The sequence below is a fragment of the Delftia sp. ASV31 genome, assembly GCF_016428765.1.
Lineage (GTDB): Bacteria > Pseudomonadota > Gammaproteobacteria > Burkholderiales > Burkholderiaceae_C > Comamonas > Comamonas acidovorans.
Genome location: NZ_JAELTK010000081.1, coordinates 1 through 21,922 on the forward strand (window position 1 = coordinate 1; position 21,922 = coordinate 21,922).

Below are 21,922 nucleotides of genomic sequence, written 5' to 3' on the forward strand. Positions count from 1 at the left end.
GGTGGAAGACATTGCCGCGGATTATCCACTGTCGCCGCATCCCCCGCGAAAGGCTCCGGATGCGGGGTCCACGGCCGCCCCCGCACCCGGCACCAGCGCTGTCATCAACTGTTACGCAACGGATACAACGGCGCGATGCTGCGCCGCACGATCGAAGTGGCTTCAGGCCACTTTGACCGCGTCGGCAGGCAGGCCGCTGGCATCGCCCCAGCGGCGCTGCGCCATGACCAGCAGGCCTTCGAAGATGAGGTTGTCCACCAGCTCGAAGGGCCGCGTCATGCTGGGCACCATCTTCCAGCCTGCACCGCCGGCCATGACGCAGGCAGGCTCCATGCTGCAGTGCATGTACAGATGCTGGTACATGCGCTCCACGGCCCCGGCGATGGCGTAGGTGCCGCCACTGGTCAGCGCGTCGCTGGTGTTGGTGGGGAATGGCGTGACCGCACCCGTGGGCACATGCAGGCCGGCCGTGCCGCTTTCCAGGGCGCGCAGCATGATGCCGTGCCCCGGCAGGATCAGACCGCCCATGAAGTGGCCGTGCTGGTCCAGTGCATCCACGGTGACGGCGGTGCCGACCATGACCACGATCAGAGGCCGCTCCGGCCCGCGCTGCAGAATGTGCTGGCGCGCGCCGATCATGGCCACCCAGCGGTCCGCCCCCAGGCGCGAGGGGAAATCGTAGCCGTTGGTGACTCCGGCCTCGGCCGCGCCGGGCACGGCCCACTGCGGCTCGAAATCCCATCCCAGCATCATGTCGATCTGGTCGTGCACGCGCCGGCGCGCCGTGTCGCCGGCCACCACGCAGCCCAGCATGCGCGTAGGCGTGGGCAGGTCGCTCCACGGCCCTTCGGCCAGGTGCTCGATGTGCTCCAGGAACTCCGCGCCGTGCGCCAGCAAAGCGGCGCCAGGCCGATGCGCGTCGTACATCGCCCATTTCAAGCGGGTGTTGCCGATGTCTATGGCCAAAAAAGTCATGGGCGCGATTATCGGAGTTTTCCGGAGGATAGCGTCAGCCATGGACGACAACTGAGTGAGGACGTGAACGCAAGAATGGCGCAAATGTCAAAAATCCGGGAGCGCTCCTGCCCGGCAGCGCGCGCTGCCACTGTTAGGCGTTACATTGGCCTTTCCGTTTTTCCACCCACCAACAGGAGTCACCCATGGGACTTTTCAGTTTCATCAAGGAAGCCGGCGAAAAGCTGTTCGGCGGCAGCACCGCACAGGCAGCCGAGCCTGCGCAAGACCTGAATGCCAAGGCGGCCAAGGCCATCGAGACCTATATCGGCACGCAGAACCTGGGCGTCAGTGACGTGAAGGTGCAGTTCGACGGCTCGCAGGGCAAGGTCACGGTGCTGGGCACGGCACCTACCCAGGCGGCCAAGGAAAAGGTGACGCTGTGCTGCGGCAACGTCTCCAGCGTGCAGTCCGTGGATAACCAGATGACGGTGACCAACCCCGAGCCCGAAGCCCAGTACCACGACGTGGTGCGCGGCGACACGCTGTCGGCCATTGCCAAGAAGTTCTATGGCGATGCCAACAAGTACCCCGTGATCTTCGAGGCCAACAAGCCCATGCTGAGCCACCCCGACAAGATCTACCCCGGCCAGAAGCTGCGCATTCCGGCGCTGTGATCTCTTTGCCTCCGTGAAAAAACCGCCTTCGGGCGGTTTTTTCGTGGGCTCAGTCAGTAGTCAGTATTTACCGCTCAACAGCGCACCGAATCCCGGAACGGCTGTCGGCAAGCCCAGGCGCTTGAGCATCATGAACGTCGTGGCCACCGAGGAAGACAGTACCGGCAGGCCCACGCGGTCCTCGATGGGCTGCACCGAGGCCAGCGAGGGCATCTGCACGCAGGCCGAGGCGATGACCGCATCGGCATTGGCCGTGTTCAGGCGCCGCGTGATCTCGATGGGTGCGCGCGCATCCTGTGCACCCACCTGCAGGTTGTCGGCAATCTCCAGCGAGATGCTGTCCACCACTTCGATGCCTTCGTTCTCTATGTAGTCGATGACCAGCTGCGTCAGCGGCTTCATGTAGGGCGCCAGCAGCGCCACCTTCTTCGCGCCGATGGCGTGCAGGCCATCGACCAGGGCGCCGGCGCTGGTGACCACGGGTGCGGGGCCGCCGTTGTCCACGGTGCGCTGGTGCAGGCGCGCTTGCGAGACACGGTGGTAGCCGCGCCCCATGCTCATGATGGCCACCAGGCAGGCATAGCCGAGCACATCGACACGCGCATCCGACAGTTCCAGCGCGCAGCGGTCGCTGTCGCCGTCCATGGTGGCCAGTTCCTCCTTGGTCACGTGCTTCATGCGCATGCGGCTGGAGTGGAAGGTGAAACGCTCGGGCGCCAGGGCCTCGCGGGCGCGCAGGATGGCGGGGATCTCGGTCTCCATCGTGGTGTTGGAGCTGGGCACGATCTGCCCGATGCGGAAATGGGTTTTGGCTGTCATGTCAATCCATCGTGATGTGGTTGGCCTTGATCACCTTGCCCCAGTGGTCCGTCTCCCGCTGGACCAGGGCGCCCAGCGCCTGCGGGCCGAGGAATCGCGGCTCCACGCCCTGCAGGGCCGCGCGCTTTTGCACGTCGGGCGACTCCAGGGAGGTCTTGAGCGCCTCCGACAGCCTGGCGATGGCGTCGGGCGGCGTGCCCGCAGGCGCGAACAGGCCGACCCAGGCTTCCAGCTCGAAGCCCGGCAGGCCCGCTTCGGCCGTGGTGGGCACATCGGGCAGCATGGGATGGCGCGTCTTGCTGGTCACGGCCAGGGCCCTGAGCTTGCCAGTCTGCACATGGCCCAGCACCGAAGGCGGCGTGGTGATGAACATCTGTACCTGGCCGCCCAGCACGTCCTGGATGGCCGGGCCGGACCCCTTGTAGGGCACATGCGTGATCTGGGTCTGGGTCACTTGGGCGAATACGGCCGTGCCCACATGGGACAGCGAGCCATTGCCCTGCGACGCGTAATTGACCTTGCCCGGGTTCTTGCGCAGATAGGCAATGAACTCCTGCAGATTGTTCGCCGGCACCGAAGGATGAACGGCGATGACATTGGTGGCGGCCACGATCAGCCCCACGGGCGCCAGCTCGGACTGCGCCCAGGGCAGCTTGGGGAACAGTGCCGGATTGCCCACGTGGTAGGCCGAATACGAGGCCAGCAGCGTGTAGCCGTCCTTGGGCGACCGGGCCACCATCTGGTAGGCGATGTTGCCGCTGGCGCCGCCCCGGTTGTCCACCACCACCGACTGCCCCAGCAGGCGCGACAGCGGGTCGGACGCCAGGCGTGCCGCCGTGTCCACCACGCCGCCGGGCGGATTGGGAACCACGAGGGTGATGGACTTGGTTGGAAAGGCCTGGGCCTGGACGGTTCCTGCGCCCAGCAGGGCGGCCGCTGCCAGGCCGGCGGCCTGCAGCACAATGCGTCGATTCATGCTTGTCTCCATGTTCTCTTTGTACCGGCGCATTCTTGCGGGCCTGCACGCGGCCGAACAGCCGTATCTCGTTGATCCATCCTTCGTCTGCGGTGGAGGATGGGAATGATCAACCTGCACCGATTCGATCTGCTGACGCTGCGCCTGTATGTGGCCGTGGTCGATGCCGGCAGCCTGACGGCCGGCTCGCGCACGCTGGGGCTGTCGCTGGCGGCCGCCAGCAAGCGGGTGGCCGAGCTGGAGCAGCACTGCGGCGTGACCCTGCTGGTGCGCAGCAAGCGCGGCGTCACGCCCACGCCCGCCGGTCAGAGCATGTACCACCATGCCGTGGACGTGGTGGCCCGGCTGGAGCACCTGGCCCTGGCCATGGACGACTTTCGCAGCGGCGCCACGGGCCAGTTGCGCCTGTGGGCCAACAACTCCGCATTTGCAGGCTTTCTGCCCCGGCTGCTGGCCGACTTCATGGCCGCCCACCCAGGTGTCTCGGTGGACCTGGAAGACGCGCTGAGCGAGGAGTCCGTGCGCGCCGTGCTCAGCGGCGTGGCCGAGCTGGCCATCATCGGGGAGAACACGCCCCTGGAAGGGCTGAGCACCCAGGTCTGCGATGTGGACGAGCTGGTGCTGGTCATGCCGCGCGGCCATGCGCTGGACACGGACGACGCCTCCCCCGTGCCCCTGGCCACCGTGCTGGACCACGACTTCGTGAGCCTGGCCCGCTCCACCTCGCTGATGCGGCGCATTGCGGCCGAGGCCGAATCCATCAACCGGCCTGTGCGGATCCGCATCCAGGTGCGCAGCTTCGACGCCATGTGCCACATGGTCTCGGTGGGTCTGGGCCTGGCCATCCTGCCGCGCGCGGCCACCGCGCCGCACCTGGCCGCGCGGGCACTGCGGCTGCGCCCGCTGGGGGCGCTCAACACCCGGCGCCGGCTGCTGCTGGCCATGCGCTCGCAGGCCACGCTGTCAGGACCGGCCCAGGCCCTGGTGGACATGGTGGCCGCCCGGGCGGCGGCGCTGGGATTCGCGGAGCCGCAGCTCTGAACGACGCCAGGCCGGCGCCGGCTTACTGGCGCCAGGGCAGGCCGCGCAGGCGCCAGCCGCCGACATGGCCGCGCTGGCCGTTGGCGTCCACATCGCCCTCGAAGCCTTCGAGGATGTTGTAGGCCTCGATGCCCAGTTGCGCTGCGCGCTGGGCAGCGGCCACCGAGCGCACGCCGCTGCGGCACAGCAGGACCACCTTGCCGCCTTCAGGCACGGCGGCGCGCAGCTGGCTGTCGAAATCGGGGTTCATCGCCATGGACGGCCACTGCTTCCAGGCCACGGCCACGGCGCCCGGTACGCGGCCCACCCAGTCGCGCTCTGCATCGGTGCGCACGTCGACCAGCACGGCTTCGCCGGATTGCTGCCATTGCCAGGCGAGTTCGGGAGGAATGTCGCCTGCATAGCCCTGTGCGGGCTGGACGGTCAGGGGAATGGCTGCGGGAACGGGAGCGCTTGCGGACATGGATTGGCTTTCTTGATAGGACGCGGTTGTGTGCCCGGCAAGAATAACCGTCCAGCCCGACTGGCGCCGGCTCGCAGGTGCCCGGATCGCCTACTCCCAGGGCGGCAGCAGCTTGTCACGCAGCACCTGGCGCTGCGCCTCCCAGCCCGGCATCACGCTGGCCACCGTGGCCCAGAAGCGCGGGCTGTGGTCCATGTACCGCAGGTGGGACAGCTCGTGCACGACCACGTAGTCGATAACCTCGGGCGCGTGCTGCATGAGCCGCCAGTTCAGCCGGATGGCGCCGGCCGTGTTGGCACTGCCCCAGCGCGTGCTTGCGCTGGTCAGTCTCAGGCTGGTCCACTGCACGCCCAGGAGCGGCGCGTGGCGCTGCAGGCTGGCCGTGAACCAGGAGCGCGCCTCGCGCAGCATCCAGGCCTGCACGCAGGCGCGCACCTCGGCGGCCGATGCCCCGGGCGCCAGCGGCAGGTGCAGGGACTGGCTGCCGTCGGCCGCCTGTTCACGGTGTACCTGGCGCGTGCGCAGAGGCTGGGTTTCGCCACCGGTCAGGCACAGCTGCAAGGGGCGGCCCAGATAGCCGATCTCTGCGCCGTGCCCCCAGCGGATGCGTGCCGCCTGCTGGGCTTGCTGGCGCTGGCCGGCCTCATGCAGCTTGCGCAGTATCCAGCCCGATTTCGCCTCCAGCGCCTGCGCGATGGCAGCCATGTTGACCCAGGCAGGCGCGCTGACCACCAGCCCCTGCGCGCCGATGGTGAAGCCTATGGTGCGCCGGCGCGAGCGCTGCAGCCGGTAATGCAGCACCTGCCCCTGGAGGACCGCCTGCTGGTTGGCCTCCGGGTGGATGCGGGGACTGGGCTCGGGGATGGTGGATGGAGATGGGAGAGATGGAGGAGAAGGAGGAAGAGGCGCGGACGAAGGCTGGGCGGGGGCAGCAGCCCTGTCACGGCGCGGCTTCAGCCCGCCATCCTGCGTTTGCACGGCAGGTGGCAGCAGCCAATCCCAACTGCGCTGCGCCGGGTCCGCCATGCCGCTCTCCGGCGCCTCAGGCGCGGTAGGCCTCGGGGTCGAGGCGCTGCATTTCGGCCTCGATCCAGTTTTCGACTTCCACCATCAGCTCCTCGTGCTTGCGGCCCACGGAAGGAATGGGCTTGCCGATGGAGACATCGACCACGCCCGGCGTCTTGATGAAGGCCTTGCGCGGCCAGCACTTGGCCGAGGTGACGGCCACGGGCACGACGGGCACGCCGGTCATGATGGCCAGGCGCGTGGCGCCGGTCTTGTACTCGCCCCTTTGGCCGCGCGGGATGCGCGTGCCTTCGGGAAACATGATCACCCAGGTGCCCTGGCCCAGCAGGCGCTTGCCCTGCTCGACCACCTTGTGGAAGGCGCGCGAGCCGTGCTTGCGGTCGATGTGGATCATGTCCATGCTGCCGATGGACCAGCCGAAGAAGGGCACCATGAGCAGCTCCTTCTTGAACACATAGGCCAGCGGGCGCGGCATGATCGCCGGCATGAGGAAGGTCTCGTAGGTGGACTGGTGCTTGACCAGCAGCACCACGCCCTGCTTGGGGTCGGTGGGCAGGTTCTCCATGCCCTGCACGCGGTGGCGCACGCCCATGATGACGCGGGCGCTGTCCACCGACAGCTTGAGCCAGGCGCGCGCCACGGCATAGACGCGGCGCGGCCCGCCGCCCAGCCAGCGCGTGAGCAGCACGGCCAGGGTGTAGGGGATCACGGTGATGCCCATCCAGAGCATGTGGAGGGTGGAGCGGATCAGGGACATGGCGGCAGTGTGGTGCAGAAAGCGGCGCAGCGGCCGGGCGGCAGGCCCGGTCCTTGCGCCCTCAGGAATCGGAATTCACAAAGATAGCATTGTGCGCAGGCCGGCGGCGCATGGGCAAAGCGCCGTTCGGGCGTTCAGGCGTTCAGGGAGCGGGTGCGGCATCTGCCGGAACCAGCGCATCGGCCAGCGCGGCCAGGCTGGCATGGCGCTGGGTGCCGGGCGGCAGTCCAGGCGGCAGCGCCCCGTCCAGAGACACTCCGGCGCTGGCGCCCGTGCAGACCAGGTGCAGGCGCGCGCCCATGGCGGCGCCGGCCTGCAGGTGGGCCACGCAGGAACCGATGACCCACAGCTGGTGCCCCTCGACGCCGAAGCGCTCGGCAATCTGCTCGAACAGCGCCGTGCCGGGCTTGCGGCAATGGCATTCTTCGTCCGGCGCATGGGGGCAGTAGAAAACCGCATCGACGCGCGCGCCTGCCGCCGCCATTTCGCGGTGCATGCGCGCGTGCACGGCATTGAGCTCGGTCACGTCGAACAGGCCCCGGCCCAGGCCTGGCTGGTTGGTGGCGACCACCACATGCCAGCCGGCCCGGTTCAGGCGCGCCACGGCTTCCAGCGCCCCGCGCTGGGCCTTCCAGGCCTCGGCAGAGCCGATGAAGCCCTCCTCACCGATCTGGTTGAGGGTTCCGTCACGGTCCAGGATCGCAATTTTCATGGTCGGGTCCCAAGAATGTCAGAACTCAATTGCGCGCGTCCCAAGACGAGGGACACCGAGGAAGGGCCGCCCCGCACCGAGGGTGTCGTCCCCCTCCCTTGCGAAGCAAGTAGAGAGGGGGAAGGCGCGAAGCGCCTCAGGGGGTGCTCCATTTACGCCAGTCGCGAAAGGTCCGCCACGCGGTTCATGGCTTCGTGCAACGTGGCCAGCAGGCCCAGGCGGTTGGCCTTGAGGGCCGGGTCTTCGGCGTTGACCATCACATGCTCGAAGAAGGCATCGACCGGGGCGCGCAGCGCGGCCAGGGTCTGCAGGCTGGCCGTGTAGTCGCCGGCAGCAAACTGCTGCTGTGCCTTGGGCGCCACCGATTGCAGGGCCGCGTACAGGTCCTTCTCTGCCACCTCGGCCAGCACGGCCGCGTCGACGTGGGCTTGCACAGCCTGGTCGGCCTTCTTGAGGATGTTGCCCACGCGCTTGTTGGCGGCGGCCAGGGCCGGTGCCTCGGGCAGCTCGCCGAAGGCGCGCACGGCTTCCAGGCGCTTTTGCACGTCGGACAGGCGCTGCGGGCGCAGGGCCAGCACGGAGTCCACTTCCTGGGCCGAGAAGCCCTGCTCGCGCAGGTTGCCGGCCAGGCGGTCGTAGATGAAGTCGGCCAGCTGGGGCGTGGCGTCCTCGATCTTGTCGCCGAAGGCAGGCAGCACGCTGACCAGCAGGGTTTCCAGGTCCAGCGCCAGGTCCTTCTCGACCAGCATGCGGATCACGCCCAGTGCGTGGCGGCGCAGCGCGAACGGGTCGCGGTCGCCCGTGGGCAGGTTGCCGATGCCGAACATGCCGACCAGGGTTTCCAGCTTGTCGGCCAGGGCCACGACCACGCCGGCGTTGCCGCGCGGCAGTTCGTCGCCCGCAAAGCGCGGCTTGTAGTGGTCCTCGATGGCATCGGCCACGGCCACGTCCAGGCCGTCGTTGAGCGCGTAGTAGCGGCCCATGGTGCCCTGCAGCTCGGGGAACTCGCCCACCATGTCGGTCACGAGGTCGGTCTTGGCCAGTTGCGCGGCCAGGTCGGCCTGCTGGGCCAGGCCCGTATCGCCCAGCTGGCGGGCAATGCTCTTGGCGATGGAGCGCACGCGCTCCACGCGCTCGCCCTGGGTGCCGAGCTTGTTGTGGTAGACCACCTTGCCCAGCCCGTCCACGCGTGAGGCCAGGGTCTTCTTGCGGTCCTGGTCGAAGAAGAACTTGGCGTCGGCCAGGCGCGGGCGCACCACGCGTTCGTTGCCGCCGATGACGGCGCTGGCATCCTGGGGGCTGATGTTGCTGACCACCAGGAACTGGTGGGTCAGCTTGCCGGCGGCGTCCAGCAGCGGGAAGTACTTCTGGTTGGCCTTCATGGTGAGGATCAGGCATTCCTGCGGCACGTCGAGGAATTCCTTCTCGAACTCGCAGACCAGCACATTGGGACGCTCGACCAGGGCCGTGACCTCGTCCAGCAGGGCCTCGTCCTCGATGGGACGCACACCGCCGCCCAGGCGCTCGGCAGCGGCCTGCAGCTGGCGCGCGATCTCGGCACGGCGCTCGGCGAAGCTGGCGATGACGGCGCCTTCCTCGCGCAGCTGCGCGGCGTAGTCATCGGCGGAGCGGATGACCACGGGATCGACCGCCGCCTCGAAGCGGTGGCCATGCGTGGCCGTGCCGGCCGTCAGGCCCAGGGCTTTGACGCCGATCAGCACCTCGGTGCCGTGCAGCACCACCAGGCCATGGGCCGGGCGCACGAAATGGACACTGCTCCAGCCGTCGGCCAGCTGGTAGCGCATGACCTTGGGGATGGGCAGCTTGGCAATGGCTTCGTCCAGCGCCTTTTGCACGCCATCGGCCAGCATCACGCCGCGCACGGTGGAGGCGTGGAACAGGGCCTCGGCCTTGCCTTCGCCCTGACGGGTCAGGCCGGCAACGGCTTCTTCGCCGGCACCCAGGGCGGCCAGCTTCTTGATCAGGGCGGGCGTGGGCTTGCCGTCGGCGTCCAGGCCCACGGAGACGGGCATGAGCTTTTGCGACACGGCCTTGTCCTCGGCCTGGGGCAGGACTTCGGTGATGTGGGCGGCCAGGCGGCGCGGCGAGGCATAGGCCGTCAGGCGCGCTTCGCTGGAGGCCAGCAGGCCCTGGGCCTTGAGCTGCTCGAACAGCACGCCGGCAAAGGCGTCGCCCAGCTTTTGCAGCGCCTTCGGGGGCAGCTCTTCGACAAACAGTTCAACAAGAAGATTCGATGCGTTCATGGTCTGGTGTTCTCTCGGTGCAGCGGTGTCCGCCTCAGGCGGCCTTCTTGCCCTGTTGTTCGGCGGCCTTGGCCAGCTCGGCCAGCACTTCGTCGGCATGGGCCTTGGGCGCCATGGGGAAGCCCAGGCGTGCACGGCTGTCCATATAGGCCTTGGCCACGGCGCGGGCCAGGTTGCGGATGCGGCCGATGTAGGCGGCACGCTCCGTCACGCTGATGGCGCCGCGCGCATCGAGCAGGTTGAAGGTGTGGGCGGCCTTGAGCACCTGCTCGTAGGCCGGCAGCGCCAGCTGTTCGCCGATCAGGTGGTTGGCCTGCTTTTCGTAGGCGCCGAAGGCGGTGAACAGGAAGTCGGCGTCCGAATGCTCGAAGTTGTAGGTGGACTGCTCCACCTCGTTTTGATGGTAGACGTCGCCGTAGCTCAGGCCCTCGGTCCAGGTCAGGTTGTAGACGTTGTCCACGCCCTGCAGGTACATGGCCAGGCGCTCCAGGCCGTAGGTGATTTCGCCAGTGGCGGGCTTGCAGTCGATGCCGCCGACCTGCTGGAAGTAGGTGAACTGCGTCACCTCCATGCCGTTGAGCCAGACTTCCCAGCCCAGGCCCCAGGCGCCCAGCGTGGGGTTCTCCCAGTCGTCCTCGACGAAGCGGATGTCGTTCTTCTTCAGGTCGAACCCCAGGGCTTCGAGCGAGCCCAGGTACAGCTCCAGGATGTTGTCGGGCGCAGGCTTGAGCACCACCTGGAACTGGTAGTAGTGCTGCAGGCGGTTGGGGTTGTCGCCATAGCGGCCGTCCTTGGGGCGGCGGCTGGGCTGCACGTAGGCGGCCTTCCAGGGCTCGGGGCCCAGGGCGCGCAGGAAGGTGGCGGTGTGCGAGGTGCCCGCGCCCACTTCCATGTCATAGGGCTGGAGCAGCGCGCAGCCCTGGTCGGCCCAGTAGGACTGCAGCTTGAGGATGATTTGTTGGAAAGTGAGCATGACTTGTTTCAGGCGTCGCACGCAGGCCGGGGCCGCGCCGGTGAATGAGAGGCGGCTCGCGCCGCGCAAACGACGATTTTAAGGCGCCGCCCGGCCCTGCGCCGTGGCGCGGGCCTGCGGCCCCACGGCAGACGCTCCACAGGGCGATCTGCATCAAAAAACGGAGCAGGCGACACATGCCGGCAAAGGCCGTGGCGCGCGAAGACCCGAAGGCCCGCCTTGCACGACGCATCCGGATCATTTTTTGACAATTCACCAGGGCAGCGGCCGGAGACCGTTCGCCACGCCGCCATGCACGCCCCCTAGAATGGCCCATTGACCTTTTTTGTCGTGGACCACCACCGCCCCGGAGCCTGCCATGAACCTGATGAACATCATCACCAAGCAACTGATAGAGATCATCGAGTGGACCGATGACTCGCGCGACACGCTCTCCTACCGCTGGCCCGATGACGACAAGGAAATCAAGAACGGCGCCCAGCTCATCGTGCGCGAGTCGCAGCAGGTGCAGTTCGTCTCGGCCGGCCAGTACGCCGACCTGTTCAGCCCCGGCAAGCACACGCTGACCACGCAGAACATTCCCATCCTGTCCACCATCCAGGGCTGGAAGTACGGCTTCAATTCGCCGTTCAAGTGTGATGTCTACTTCATCAACACGCGGCTGTTCACGGGCAACAAGTGGGGCACCTCCAACCCCGTGATGGTGCGCGACAAGGACTTCGGCGCCGTGCGCCTGCGCGCCTTCGGCACCTACGACTTCCGCATCGTCGAGCCGGCCAAGTTCCTCAAGGAAGTGGCGGGCACGGACCAGAACTTCCGCATCGACGAGTTCGCCGACACCATGCGCTCGCGCATCATCAGCGTGTTCACCGAGTCGCTGGCCAAGGCCCAGGTGCCCGTGCTGGACGTGGCCCAGCGCTATGGCGAGCTGGGCGATGCGCTGCTGCCGCTGATCAACCCGGCCATGACAGACAAGTACGGCCTGGAGATCACCAGCTTCGTGCTGGAGAACGTGTCCGTGCCGCCCGAGGTGGAGCAGGCCATCGACAAGCGCTCCAGCATGACGGCCATCGGCAACCTCAACGACTACGTCAAATACCAGATGGGCCAGGCCATGACCACGGGCGGCGAAGGTGCTGCCGCAGCCACCCTGCCCGCCACCATGGCCATGGGCTTCGGCATGGCGCAAGAGATGATGAAGAGCATGCAAAACGGCGGTGGCGGTGGCGCACCGGCCGGCCAGGGCCAGGCGTCCGATCCGTTCTCGCCCGCTGCCGCACAGGCGGCCCAGGCCCCCGCAGCGCCCGCCGCCGGTGGACTGCAGGTGCTGACCCCGGCGCAGGCGGCCCAGGTGCTGGGTGTGAGCGAGGCCGATGTGCTGGCCGAGATCCAGGCCGGCAACCTCAAGGCGCGCCAGATCGGCAGCCAGTGGCGCATTGCGCAAGCCGCACTCGATGACTTCCTGCGCGGCTGACATTTCCGTGGTTTGACCCTTTGCGGCGCCAGGCCCTGCCTGGCGCCGCGTCCCGTTTTCCAGGACCGATGCCGTGAGCGCGCCCTCCTCCAGTTCCTCCAGCACCTCGACTTCCCCCGCCTCCGGTTCCTGGGAGGCCGCAGCCGCCGCGCCGGCCATGGTGCGCAAGCACCCCTGCCCCGAATGCGGCGCCAACCTCGAATGGAATGCCCAGGCCCAGGCGCTCAAGTGCCCGTACTGCGGCACCACGGTGCCCTGGAGCGAGGAAACGCGCGAGGAACTGGGCCGCGATGTGGTCGAGCAGGACTTGGCCGAGGCGCTGCGCAACCCCCAATCCGGCCGGGGCTGGGGCACGGAGGACCGCTACGAGGTCCAGTGCCAGAACTGCCGCGCGATCTCGGTCTTCGTGAACCGCACCGTGGCCCAGCGCTGCGACTTCTGTGGCTCGCCCTCCATCGTCGCCCATGAGGACCAGGGCGATGCCATCACGCCGCAGAGCATCCTGCCCTTCAAGATCAGCGACGGCCAGATCCGCGACCGCATCCGCCAGTGGTACGGCAGCCGCTGGTTCGCGCCCAACCGCCTGAAGTCCGCCGCGCTGACCGACACGCTGCACGGCGTCTACCTGCCCTACTGGACCTTCGACGCCCACGCCAGCGCCGACTGGCAGGCCGAGGCGGGCTTCTACTACTACACCACCGAGTCCTACCGCGACAGCAACGGCAACGTGCAGACGCGCCAGGTACGCCATGTGCGCTGGGAGCCTGCCTCGGGCAGCCTCGCTCATTTCTTCGACGACGAACTGGTGCCCGGCACCGTGGGCGTGCACGCCAACCTGCTGCGCCAGGTGGAGCCCTTTCCCACCACCACCGACCTCAAGCCCTACACGCCGGAATTCGTGCGCGGCTGGACCGTGGAGCGCTACCAGATCGACCTGGGCAAGGCCGCCCAGGTCAACGTGCAGGACATGGACGAGCAGCTGCGCGCCCTGTGCGCGCGCCAGGTGCCCGGCGACACCTACCGCAACCTGCAGATGCAGCGCGAGTACCAGGGCCGCACCTTCAAGCACATCCTCGTGCCGGTCTGGCTGGTGGGCTACACCTACGGCAGCAGGACCTTCCAGATCATCGCCAACGGCTACACGGGCCAGATCGCGGGCGAGCGCCCCTACAGCGCCCTCAAGATCACGCTGGCCGTGCTGGCCACGATCATGGTGCTGGCGCTGCTGTGGGTGATGTTCGGCCAGTAGGCCGGCTGCCGCTCACCACGCGCTCCAGACCTCCTCGGCCAGACCGAACGCCGTGCTCGCGCCGGACCCACCCGTCACAGCGACCACGCGCGTGGCCTCGTCGGGCGCATGCACCACGCAGGGCGCGTCCTGCGCACTCGGGTAGACGCCCACCCAGCGCTCCACCACCTGCGCATCGCGCAGGTTCAGGGCCTCGTTCATGTGGCGCAGCATCAGCCGGTCCACGGCTTCGCTGGCAAAAGGCGGGGGCGCTGCTCCGTAGTGGTGGGAGTCGCCCACCACCAGGCTGCCGTCCGCGCTTTGCACGGCGATCAGGTGGATGCCGTGGGCCAGGCTCTCGCCCTCCTCCCGCTCCAGTTCGGCGCGCAGCGCGGCGGCTTCGGGCAGGGCGCTGTAGCCCTCGTATCTGACCATGCTCAGGTCACCCATGACCGAGCCCTTGAGCCGAAAGCCCGGCTGCGGCCGCACGCGCAGCATCTGAAGCTGGCACAGCTGGATGCGGTGCGGCGTCCACAGGCCGGCGAACAGGCCGCCCGGGTCGGCGTTGTTGCAGACCACCACGCGTTCGCCGTGGTAGCTGGCGCGGGCGCTGCGCACCCGGGGTGCCGCCACCTCGAGCACGGCCTCGCCGAAGCGGAAATCCACGCCCATGGCCTGCTCCAGCCACTGCGCCAACCTGGCAATGGCTGTGCGCGACTCCACGCGCAGCTCATGCGGGCTGTAGAGCACGGCGCTGAGGTCTTCGGTGCGCAGTGCCGGGTGGCGTTCGGCGGCCTGGGCCGGCGTGAGCAGCTCGCAGCGCTCGCCCATGGCGGTGCTCAGGAAGGCGTGGAGCACGGCCTCGGCGCTGGGGCGGCGCGCCGTCAGCCACAGGCCGCGGTGCACGACCTCGATGCCGGCCTGCGGCGCGATCTCGGCCCAGGTGTCGCGCGAGCGCATGGCACGCCGCCAGTGGGCACCGGCCTGCTGGCCCGTGACGGTCACAAAGCCGAAGTTGCGGATGGAGGCGGAGATGCAGGCCGCGTCGCGCTCGATGACAAGCACGCTGCGGCCACGGCGCGCAGCCGCATAGGCGTGGGCCAGGCCGACAATGCCGGCCCCCACCACGATCAGGTCGTAGTTCTTCATGAGAAAAAAACGGAGGGAGGAAGAGAGAAGGAATCAGCGCTGGCGCCAGCGCTGCGTGCGCCGCTGCACCCAGGCATCCAGCGCCGCGATCAGCAGCCGCCCCGTGGCGGCGGTGGCAAAGATCAGCGTGGCCATGGCGGCGGCGGGCGCGGTGTCGCCCGCGTCGTCCATGGCCAGCACCGCCACCGAGGCCAGCGTGGTCTCGGGCGAGTAGAGGAACACCACGGCCGACACCGTGGTCATGGCGTTGACGAAGAAGTAACCGGCCACCTGCATCACTACGGGCATGCACACCGGCAGGTGCACGCGCCACAGCAGCGTCCAGAAGGCCACGCCCAGGGAATCGGCCACGCGCTCGTATTCGGCATCGAGCTGCTGCAGCGCGGCCAGTTGCGTGATGTGCGCCACCGAGAAGAAATGCGCCACCGAACACAGCACCAGGATGGCCATGCTGCCGTACAGGAAGTGCAGCGGATTGCCCTGGGCATTGAAGAACAGGATGTAGCCCAGGCCCAGCGCCAGCCCCGGCACGGCCATGGGCAGCGTGGCCACGGCATGCAGCCACTGGCGCGTGCGTGCCCAGCGCTGGGGCTTGGCCACCAGGTAGGCGGTCACAAAACTCAGCACCGCCCCCACCACCGCCGTGGCCAGCGCCATGGACAGCGAGTTGCCATAGCTGGCCCAGCCGCCGCCGTCCATCATGTCGAAGCGGTAGTTCTTGAACGTCAGCGTGAGGTTGTAGGGCCAGTAGCTGACCAGGGAGGCCAGCACGGCCGTACCCATGACGGCCAGCAGCGCCAGCGCCACCAGCGCGCAGTACGCAAGCAGCGCGCGGTCCAGCGGCGCATGGGGCTGGGGCACCAGCGGCACGGAGCGCACGCCCATGGTCGCCGCCTGGCGCGCACGCAAATGGCGCTCTGCCGCAAAGGCCAGGCCGGCCGGCACCAGCAGCAGCATGGCCACCACGGCACCCATGGACAGCTTTTGCTGGCCTATGACCTGCTTGTAGATATCGGTGGCCAGCATGGCCGTGTTGCCGCCAATGACCTTGGGCACGCCGAAGTCGGTCACCACGAGCACGAAGACCACGATCCACGAAATCATCAGCCCGTAGCGGCTGGCCGGCAGCGTGACCTGGCGGAAGCTGCGCCAGCGGCTGGCGCCCAGCGTGGCGGCCGCCTCGTACAGGCGCGCATCGCCCGAGGCCAGCGTGGTGCACAGGATCATCAGCGCATGCGGAAAGGTCCAGAGCACCGAGCCCACGATGATGCCGAAGGGCCCGTAGGCCGAGCCCCCCTGCAGCCAGCCCTTGAGCAGGCCCTGGCTGCCGAACAGGTAGATCAGGCTGATGGCCATGAGCAGCGAAGGCGCCAGCAGCGGCACCAGGGCCAGGCCCCGGAACCAGCGCGCCAGCGGCATGCAGCTGCGCACCACGCCATAGGCGTAGACATAGGCCAGCAGCACGCAGACCGTGCTGCTCACGGCCGACAGCCACAGGCTGTTGAACAGCGATTGCGCCACGCCCGGCATGCGCGCATAGGTGATGAACTGGGCCAGGCCCGTGAAGCGGCCCGCATCGTCCCAGAAACTCCTGCCCAGCAGGCTGGCGACCGGCAGGGCGATGGTGGCCAGCAGCCAGGCCAGTGCGCCCAGCACCAGGGCGCCCAGCCACCAGCGCTCCCAGCCTGCGCTGCGCCCCCGCGGACGCACGGGCCCTGCAGGCACGCTGCGGCGGGCGGGAGCGGAGCGGTCCACCGGCACGGGGACGGGGACGGGCACGGAAATGGCCGTGTCCATGGGATGCGCGCTCATGCGGCCTTCCTCACGTCGGGCGCCGCCAGCGGCTGCAGCGCGGCGGCGGGCAGCTCCATCAGCACCTCGCCCTGCAGCCAGTCGGGCAGGCCCACGTCGTGGCGCAGGGGCCACTGGGCGTCAACCTGGCATTGCAGCGTGGGGCTGAACAGGCGCACCAGGGCCATCGATCCCAGGAAGGAGGTCTCCACCACGCGGGCGCGGAACAGGTTGGCCAATGCCGTGGGCTGGGCCGGGTGCAGCACCACGCTCTCGGGCCGCACGCCCACCAGCAGGGCAGCGCCAGGCTCGAAACCGGCCAGCGCGCAGCGCAGGCTGGCCTCGCCGATGCGCACCTGGTCCGCCGATTCGGCCGTGGCCGGCAGCAGGTTCATGCGGCCCACGAAGCCGGCCGCGAACTGGCTCACGGGCCGGGCATAGAGCTGCTCGGGCGAGCCCTGCTGCTCGATGCGGCCCTGGTGCATGAGCACCACGCGGTCGGCCATGGACAAGGCCTCTTCCTGGTCGTGCGTGACCATGATGGAGGCAATGCCCAGCTGGCGCTGCAGCTGGCGGATCTCGCTGCGCAGCTCGGTGCGCACCTGGGCATCGAGCGCGGACAGCGGCTCGTCGAGCAGCAGCAGGCGCGGCCGGGGCGCCAGCGCACGGGCCAGCGCCACGCGCTGCTGCTGGCCGCCCGACAGCTGGGCGGGGTAGCGCTGGGCCTGCGCGCCCAGGCCCACCAGGGACAGCATCTCGGCCACACGCTCGCGCGCCTGCGCCGCAGGCTGCCCGTTCAGCCCGAAGGCCACGTTCTGCGCGGCCGTGAGATTGGGAAACAGCGCATAGCTCTGGAACACCACGCCAAAGCCACGGCGTGCGGCTGGCCAGCGCGTGATGTCATCGCCCTGGAACAGCACCCTGCCCTCGTCAGGCATGTCGATGCCGCAGACGATGCGCAGCAGCGTGGTCTTGCCGCAGCCCGAAGGGCCGAGCAGACTGACGAACTCGCCCGCCTCCACATTCAGGTCAATGCCGCGCAGCACCTGCTGCTCGCGGTAGCGCTTGGCGATATGGTCTATGCGCAGCATGGCGTGGCTCCGGCTTACTTTTTCTCTGCCTTGGCTTCGTAGCGGCGGCTCCACTCGGCCAGGATGCGGTCGCGGTTATCGGCGGCCCAGTTGAAATCGTTCTTCGCCAACCGCTTTTCCAGATCGGCGGGAATGAACTCCAGCTTCTCCTGCGCCTCGGGCAAGGCCAGCACGGCGAAGTTGGCGGCGTACAGCTTGTTGGCCTCTGGCGTGACGGCCCAGTCGGCCAGCGCCTTGGCGGCTTCCTGCTTTTTGCTGGTCTTGAGGATGGCCGTGGCCTCCACGTCCCAGCCCAGGCCTTCCTGCGGGAAGACGATGTCGATGGGCGCACCGTCCTTCTTGGTCTTGCTGGCGCGGTACTCGAAGCTCAGGCCCACGGGAAACTCGCCGGCCCCCGCCTGGCGGCAGGGCTTGGAGCCGCTGTGCGTGTACACGCCCATGTTCTGGTGCAGACCGTCCATGTAGGCCCAGCCCTTTTCCTCGCCCATGATCTGCAGCCAGGCAGCGACCATCAGGTAGCCCGTGCCGCTGGAGGCCGGGTGGGGCATGGTGATCGTGCCCTTGAACTCGGGCCTGACCAGGTCGGCCCAGCTGGCGGGCACCGGCAGCTTGCGCTTGCCGGCTTCCACGGTGTTGAAGCAGATGGCCGAGGACCACAGGTCCATGCCCACCCAGGTCGGCTGGGCGCGCGGATCGCGCATGTTGGCGCGCACCTTGTCCAGGCCCTTGGGCGCGTAGGGCTGGAGCATGCCCTGCTTGTCCAGCAGCATCAGCGAGGTGGCGGCCACGCCCCAGATCACGTCGGCCTGGGGATTGGCCTTCTCGGCCAGCAGGCGGGCCGTGATGATGCCCGTGCTGTCACGCACGAACTTGAGCTCGATCTCGGGATGGGTCTTCTCGAAGCCGCTCTTGTAGGCCTTGATCTGGTCGGCTTCCAGCGCGCTGTAGACCAGCAGCTCGGTCTTGGCCGCGTGGGCCAGGGATGCGAAGGAGGCGACGGTCAGCGCCGCAGAGGCAATGGCGAGGCGGCGGCCCAGGGAGGCAAGGGTGTGGCGCATGGCGTGGCAGTTCCGTTGTGGGTTCGTGGACAGGTGGCAGGTTCACCACCTCTGACACCCACTTTAGGAAGCGCAGGTGAAACGCCCGTGTCACACAACGGAAATTTGGCGAAGCGGGTATTGGCGGATTTGGGTGCCCCCCCATCGCCCACCCCGTCTCTTCAGCCGCGCGGCTTGCCCCTGCCTGTGCGCGTTGCCTGGGCGGCCTGGGCCGCCTGGGGCTGCAGCGCATCCAGCAGCCGGTCCTGCAGGCGCGCGCGGTGGGCAAGGTTCTCATCCAGCCGCGCGGCCAGCGCGTCGATGTGCTCGCGCATCAGTTGCTCGGCGCGCGCCATGTCGCCGGCCGCCAGCGCATCGACGATGGCCTCGTGGTCGGCATTGGAGTGCTGGGCCTCGGTCTGCGACTGGTACAGCGCAGACACCAGGGTGGTGCGCGCCGAGAGGTCGGCCATCATGGCCGTGAGAAAGCGGTTGCCCATCTGCTCGGCCAGGCAGACGTGGAAGTCGGCCAGCAGCACGCTGCGCTGGCCGGCGTTGTCGGCCTCGGCGATGGCGCCGCGCTCCTGTGCCACATGCTCGCGCAGCGTGCGTATGGCCGCCTGCAGCGGCCGGCCCGCGTCGCGCAGCATGCCGGACTCCAGCACGCGGCGCGCGGCATAGGTTTCCTGGGCTTCCTCGAACGAGGGCTCGACCACGTACCAGCCCTGGCGCGAGCGCACCTCGACGAAGCCGCGCGCCTGCAGCTGCATCAGCGCCTCGCGCACCATGGTGCGGCTTACGCCGAAGACCTCGGCCAGTTCCTTTTCGCCCAGGCGTTCGCCAGGGCGCAGCTTGCGCTCGACGATGGAGCGCATCACGCGCTCGGCGATCAAGGCCGGCCCGGTGGCCGGCACATCCTGTGGCTCGGACATGGCAGCCTCCTCAGGCCGCGGCCGGAATGCGGCGCGGGCGCAGCGTGGCCATCACCCAGTACACGCTGCCGCCGATCAGCACGCCGAAGAACCAGCCGTAGGTGCCCCACCAGACCGGCAGCAGGCTGGTGAAGTTGGGCAGGATGGTGGAGAACACGCTGCCGATGCCGGTGGCGATCAGCGCGTTGACGTTCCAGCCGCCCTCGTAGCGGTATTCGCCATGCTCGTCATACAGCGCGGCCACGTTGATGTTGCCCTTGGCCACCAGGTAGTAGTCCACCAGGATGATGCCCAGCAGCGGCCCCATGGTGGCGCCGATGGCGTTCACGAAGTGGGCAGCGCCGCCCTCCCATGGTGCAAAGGGGTAGAGAGCCAGGGCGATCAGTGCGGCGATGTATCCGCCGCGCTTGAAGTCGATGCGCTTGGGAAACACGTTGGAAATATCGAAGGCCGCCGAGACGAAGTTGGCCACCACGTTGATGCCCAGCGTGGCCACGGCAAAGGTGACGGCGGCCAGCAGGGCCAGCACCCAGCTGTCGAACTTGGCCGAGATCTGCTCGGGGTGCAGCAGCACCTCGCCATAGACCTTGAAGGCCGCAATCGTGGTGATGCCGGCCACCAGCGAGAACGCGATCAGGTTCACGGGCAGGCCCCAGAGGTTGCCCTTGGCGACCGCCTCCTTGTTCTTCGCATAGCGCGAGAAGTCGCAGAAGTTCAGGTACAGCGCCGCAAAGTAGGTGATCCAGGTCGCGCCCACGGCCATCAGCGCCCAGAAGCTGCCCGGCGCGCCGCTCACCCCCGCATCCTTGGTTTTGTCCAGCAGCACATCCATGGGAATGCCGTGGTCGAAGCTGAAGCCGCCGGCCTTCACGCACAGGCCGATGGCCAGCACCAGCATGGCGATCCACACGGCAGGCCCGGCCCAGTCCTGGAATCGCCGCACGGTCTCCATGCCCCTTTGGATGATCAGCAGCTGCAAGGCCCAGATGACCACGTAGCAGATCACCTCCAGCCCCGAATGGCCCAGCCAGTGCGTGGTCTGGTGGAAGGACAGCAGGGCGTCATTGCGCACCAGCAGCGCCACCATGGCGCCCGAGGCGGCCGCCGTCTGCGCGCCATACCAGAAGCAGGCCACGACGGCGCGCACAAGCGCCGCCAGATTCGCCCCCCAGACACCGAACGAGGCACGCGCCAGCACCGGATAGGGCACGCCGGTCTTCTCACCCGCATAGCCCACCAGGTTCATCAGAAAGAAGATGACCAGGGAGCTGATGCCGATGGCGATCAGAAAATTGACGAAGCTGCCGCACAGCAGAAACAGGCTGGCCGCCAGGTAGTAGCCCCAGAGGCTGTGCACGTCCGAAGTCCAGACGTTGAAGATGCTGAAGGCGCCCCAGCGGCGGTCCCTGGTGGGTGCCAGATCTTCGTTGTAGAGACCTGGCGAGGGGTTGCGGATGTCCATTGATGCGCTCCTTGACCACGAGTAATCACTGACACAAGACCAGCCGAAAACCATGATCAGCTGGCACACAAATTGGCACGCAAACTGGTATGCAAGAAGTGTGCCTTTGGGCGCAGGAGTTTTTTCCCGGGACATACCCGGCCACCGCAGGCCTTCAGGCTGCGGCGACATGGTGAAATATGGAGCCGCCCCCCTGCCTCCAATCCCGCCATGTTCGTCACGCAGCTCAAGTCCTTTTTCTGGGTCGCCCGCCTTGGCAGCATCACGCAAGCCGCGCGCCAGCTCGCACTGAGCCAGCCCACCGTGACCACCCAGATCCGCGCGCTGGAAGAGCACTACGGCGTGGAGCTGTTCCATCGCCAGGGCGGACGGCTTTCCATCACCGATGCCGGCTTGCGCCTGCTGCCCCAGGTCGAGCAATTGCTGCTGCAGACCATCCAGCTGGAGTCGGCGCTGCGCCATTCGGGCGATGCCAGCCAGGGCCAGCTGCGCATAGGCGCGACGGCGCCCTACTACGTGCTGGACATCGTCAAGCGCTACCAGCGGCGCTTCGAGCGGGTGGAAGTTGCCATCGTGGGCGGCAACTCGCGCCAGATGGTGCAGGCGCTGGTGGACTACCAGGTGGACCTGGCAACCTCATCGCACCTGGAAGGTGATCCGCGCCTGCTGCGCGTGGAGCTGGGCCAGGACCCGCTGGCGCTGCTGGTGCACCGCAGCCACCGGCTGGCGCAGCGCACCATGGTGCAGGCGTCCGATCTGGTGCACGACACGCTGATCCTGCGCGAGCGCGGCTCCATGACGCGCCAGCTCACCGAACAGATGCTGGCCGCCGCCGGCCTGGCACCGCGCCACATCATGGAAATCGCCAGCCGCGAAGCCATCCGCGAGGCCGTGATCCGCGACATGGGCATCAGCGTCTTCGCCCGGCATGAAGCCTCGGCCCACCCCGACATCGTCGTCCTGTCCTTCGCAGGCCCCGTGCCGCGCCTGCCCGAATACCTGTACTGCCTGCGCGAACGCCGCCAGGCCCGGCTGATCGCCGGCTTTCTGGAGGAAGCCGTGCCGGGCGGGGTACTGCCGGACCAGATGTGAACCG

Annotated in this window: 20 protein-coding genes; 5 read left to right on the forward strand and 15 right to left on the reverse strand. The window is 68.1% G+C overall.

Going from position 1 to position 21,922, the window contains the following annotated elements; genetic code table 11:
• Positions 1–162: 162 nt before the first annotated feature.
• Complete coding sequence (locus tag JHD82_RS23195; protein ID WP_199139017.1) at positions 163–975, reverse strand: type III pantothenate kinase; 813 nt, start codon at positions 973–975, stop codon at positions 163–165.
• A 185-nt stretch (positions 976–1,160) separates the two neighbouring features.
• Between JHD82_RS23195 and lysM the strand changes: the two genes are divergently transcribed.
• The gene (lysM, locus tag JHD82_RS23200) at positions 1,161–1,631 is read left to right on the forward strand and encodes a peptidoglycan-binding protein LysM (RefSeq protein WP_199139019.1); all 471 of its coding nucleotides are present in this window, start codon (positions 1,161–1,163) and stop codon (positions 1,629–1,631) included.
• 60 nt (positions 1,632–1,691) lie between these two features.
• On the opposite strand, the gene JHD82_RS23205 is transcribed toward lysM, so the two are convergent.
• Both JHD82_RS23205 and JHD82_RS23210 read right to left on the reverse strand, forming a co-directional pair.
• The gene (locus JHD82_RS23205) at positions 1,692–2,450 is read right to left on the reverse strand and encodes an Asp/Glu racemase (RefSeq protein ID WP_269848155.1); all 759 of its coding nucleotides are present in this window, start codon (positions 2,448–2,450) and stop codon (positions 1,692–1,694) included.
• A gap of 1 nt (position 2,451) precedes the next feature.
• Complete coding sequence (locus tag JHD82_RS23210; protein ID WP_199139021.1) at positions 2,452–3,426, reverse strand: tripartite tricarboxylate transporter substrate binding protein; 975 nt, start codon at positions 3,424–3,426, stop codon at positions 2,452–2,454.
• Positions 3,427–3,531: 105 nt separating this feature from the next.
• On the opposite strand from JHD82_RS23210, the gene JHD82_RS23215 reads away from it, so the two are divergent.
• Entirely contained in the window at positions 3,532–4,467 is a 936-nt protein-coding gene (locus JHD82_RS23215; RefSeq protein ID WP_199139023.1) for a LysR family transcriptional regulator, read from the forward strand.
• A 22-nt stretch (positions 4,468–4,489) separates the two neighbouring features.
• On the opposite strand, the gene JHD82_RS23220 is transcribed toward JHD82_RS23215, so the two are convergent.
• From JHD82_RS23220 to glyQ, 6 genes are all read right to left on the reverse strand, one after another.
• Positions 4,490–4,930, reverse strand: a complete 441-nt coding sequence (locus tag JHD82_RS23220; RefSeq protein ID WP_043819854.1) for a rhodanese-like domain-containing protein — start codon at positions 4,928–4,930, stop codon at positions 4,490–4,492.
• Between the two features lie 90 nt (positions 4,931–5,020).
• Complete coding sequence (locus tag JHD82_RS23225) at positions 5,021–5,956, reverse strand: M48 family metallopeptidase (RefSeq protein ID WP_199139025.1); 936 nt, start codon at positions 5,954–5,956, stop codon at positions 5,021–5,023.
• 16 nt (positions 5,957–5,972) lie between these two features.
• Complete coding sequence (locus JHD82_RS23230; protein ID WP_013804242.1) at positions 5,973–6,713, reverse strand: 1-acyl-sn-glycerol-3-phosphate acyltransferase; 741 nt, start codon at positions 6,711–6,713, stop codon at positions 5,973–5,975.
• A gap of 142 nt (positions 6,714–6,855) precedes the next feature.
• The gene (locus tag JHD82_RS23235) at positions 6,856–7,425 is read right to left on the reverse strand and encodes an HAD-IIIA family hydrolase (protein ID WP_012203220.1); all 570 of its coding nucleotides are present in this window, start codon (positions 7,423–7,425) and stop codon (positions 6,856–6,858) included.
• 152 nt (positions 7,426–7,577) lie between these two features.
• On the reverse strand, positions 7,578–9,689 hold the full coding sequence (gene glyS, locus JHD82_RS23240) for a glycine--tRNA ligase subunit beta (RefSeq protein WP_199139027.1): 2,112 nt from the start codon (positions 9,687–9,689) through the stop codon (positions 7,578–7,580).
• Between the two features lie 34 nt (positions 9,690–9,723).
• On the reverse strand, positions 9,724–10,662 hold the full coding sequence (gene glyQ, locus JHD82_RS23245; protein ID WP_199139029.1) for a glycine--tRNA ligase subunit alpha: 939 nt from the start codon (positions 10,660–10,662) through the stop codon (positions 9,724–9,726).
• Positions 10,663–11,020: 358 nt separating this feature from the next.
• On the opposite strand from glyQ, the gene JHD82_RS23250 reads away from it, so the two are divergent.
• Together JHD82_RS23250 and JHD82_RS23255 are read left to right on the forward strand one after the other, a co-directional pair.
• Positions 11,021–12,136: an SPFH and helix-turn-helix domain-containing protein gene (locus JHD82_RS23250; protein WP_096916848.1), complete on the forward strand. Its 1,116-nt coding sequence runs from the start codon at positions 11,021–11,023 to the stop codon at positions 12,134–12,136.
• 73 nt (positions 12,137–12,209) lie between these two features.
• Positions 12,210–13,385, forward strand: a complete 1,176-nt coding sequence (locus tag JHD82_RS23255; RefSeq protein ID WP_307838115.1) for a zinc ribbon domain-containing protein — start codon at positions 12,210–12,212, stop codon at positions 13,383–13,385.
• Positions 13,386–13,397: 12 nt separating this feature from the next.
• On the opposite strand, the gene JHD82_RS23260 is transcribed toward JHD82_RS23255, so the two are convergent.
• From JHD82_RS23260 to JHD82_RS23285, 6 genes are all read right to left on the reverse strand, one after another.
• Positions 13,398–14,513, reverse strand: coding sequence for a TIGR03364 family FAD-dependent oxidoreductase (locus JHD82_RS23260; protein WP_199139031.1), 1,116 nt, complete (start codon positions 14,511–14,513; stop codon positions 13,398–13,400).
• Between the two features lie 33 nt (positions 14,514–14,546).
• Complete coding sequence (locus JHD82_RS23265; RefSeq protein ID WP_199139033.1) at positions 14,547–16,325, reverse strand: putative 2-aminoethylphosphonate ABC transporter permease subunit; 1,779 nt, start codon at positions 16,323–16,325, stop codon at positions 14,547–14,549.
• Positions 16,322–17,395, reverse strand: a complete 1,074-nt coding sequence (locus JHD82_RS23270) for an ABC transporter ATP-binding protein (protein ID WP_123694153.1) — start codon at positions 17,393–17,395, stop codon at positions 16,322–16,324. Before JHD82_RS23270 ends, JHD82_RS23265 begins: the two co-directional genes overlap by 4 nt.
• Positions 17,396–17,409: 14 nt before the next feature.
• Positions 17,410–18,453 carry a putative 2-aminoethylphosphonate ABC transporter substrate-binding protein gene (locus JHD82_RS23275; protein ID WP_199139035.1) on the reverse strand — a complete coding sequence of 348 codons (1,044 nt, stop codon included), beginning with the start codon at positions 18,451–18,453 and terminating at the stop codon, positions 17,410–17,412.
• Between the two features lie 161 nt (positions 18,454–18,614).
• A complete protein-coding gene (locus JHD82_RS23280) occupies positions 18,615–19,364 on the reverse strand; it encodes a GntR family transcriptional regulator (protein WP_097203770.1) in 750 nt (249 codons plus the stop codon).
• A 10-nt stretch (positions 19,365–19,374) separates the two neighbouring features.
• Positions 19,375–20,826, reverse strand: coding sequence for an NCS1 family nucleobase:cation symporter-1 (locus JHD82_RS23285; protein ID WP_065345363.1), 1,452 nt, complete (start codon positions 20,824–20,826; stop codon positions 19,375–19,377).
• Positions 20,827–21,036: 210 nt separating this feature from the next.
• Here JHD82_RS23285 and JHD82_RS23290 point away from each other — a divergent pair, with 210 nt between their 5' ends.
• Positions 21,037–21,918 (forward strand): LysR substrate-binding domain-containing protein, encoded by an 882-nt coding sequence (locus JHD82_RS23290; RefSeq protein WP_199139037.1) that lies wholly within the window; start codon positions 21,037–21,039, stop codon positions 21,916–21,918.
• Positions 21,919–21,922: the final 4 nt, after the last annotated feature.

Bases quoted from the DNA above. Each gene is read 5' to 3' on its own strand.
- JHD82_RS23285 (WP_065345363.1), bottom strand. From the start codon at position 20,826: ATGGACATCCGCAACCCCTCGCCAGGTCTCTACAACGAAGATCTGGCA.
- JHD82_RS23280 (WP_097203770.1), bottom strand. From the start codon at position 19,364: ATGTCCGAGCCACAGGATGTGCCGGCCACCGGGCCGGCCTTGATCGCC.
- JHD82_RS23275 (WP_199139035.1), bottom strand. From the start codon at position 18,453: ATGCGCCACACCCTTGCCTCCCTGGGCCGCCGCCTCGCCATTGCCTCT.
- JHD82_RS23220 (WP_043819854.1), bottom strand. From the start codon at position 4,930: ATGTCCGCAAGCGCTCCCGTTCCCGCAGCCATTCCCCTGACCGTCCAG.
- JHD82_RS23260 (WP_199139031.1), bottom strand. From the start codon at position 14,513: ATGAAGAACTACGACCTGATCGTGGTGGGGGCCGGCATTGTCGGCCTG.
- JHD82_RS23250 (WP_096916848.1), top strand. From the start codon at position 11,021: ATGAACCTGATGAACATCATCACCAAGCAACTGATAGAGATCATCGAG.
- JHD82_RS23215 (WP_199139023.1), top strand. From the start codon at position 3,532: ATGATCAACCTGCACCGATTCGATCTGCTGACGCTGCGCCTGTATGTG.
- JHD82_RS23225 (WP_199139025.1), bottom strand. From the start codon at position 5,956: ATGGCGGACCCGGCGCAGCGCAGTTGGGATTGGCTGCTGCCACCTGCC.
- JHD82_RS23265 (WP_199139033.1), bottom strand. From the start codon at position 16,325: ATGAGCGCGCATCCCATGGACACGGCCATTTCCGTGCCCGTCCCCGTC.
- JHD82_RS23230 (WP_013804242.1), bottom strand. From the start codon at position 6,713: ATGTCCCTGATCCGCTCCACCCTCCACATGCTCTGGATGGGCATCACC.
- glyS (WP_199139027.1), bottom strand. From the start codon at position 9,689: ATGAACGCATCGAATCTTCTTGTTGAACTGTTTGTCGAAGAGCTGCCC.
- JHD82_RS23235 (WP_012203220.1), bottom strand. From the start codon at position 7,425: ATGAAAATTGCGATCCTGGACCGTGACGGAACCCTCAACCAGATCGGT.
- JHD82_RS23290 (WP_199139037.1), top strand. From the start codon at position 21,037: ATGTTCGTCACGCAGCTCAAGTCCTTTTTCTGGGTCGCCCGCCTTGGC.
- JHD82_RS23195 (WP_199139017.1), bottom strand. From the start codon at position 975: ATGACTTTTTTGGCCATAGACATCGGCAACACCCGCTTGAAATGGGCG.
- JHD82_RS23205 (WP_269848155.1), bottom strand. From the start codon at position 2,450: ATGACAGCCAAAACCCATTTCCGCATCGGGCAGATCGTGCCCAGCTCC.
- glyQ (WP_199139029.1), bottom strand. From the start codon at position 10,662: ATGCTCACTTTCCAACAAATCATCCTCAAGCTGCAGTCCTACTGGGCC.
- JHD82_RS23210 (WP_199139021.1), bottom strand. From the start codon at position 3,426: ATGAATCGACGCATTGTGCTGCAGGCCGCCGGCCTGGCAGCGGCCGCC.
- lysM (WP_199139019.1), top strand. From the start codon at position 1,161: ATGGGACTTTTCAGTTTCATCAAGGAAGCCGGCGAAAAGCTGTTCGGC.
- JHD82_RS23270 (WP_123694153.1), bottom strand. From the start codon at position 17,395: ATGCTGCGCATAGACCATATCGCCAAGCGCTACCGCGAGCAGCAGGTG.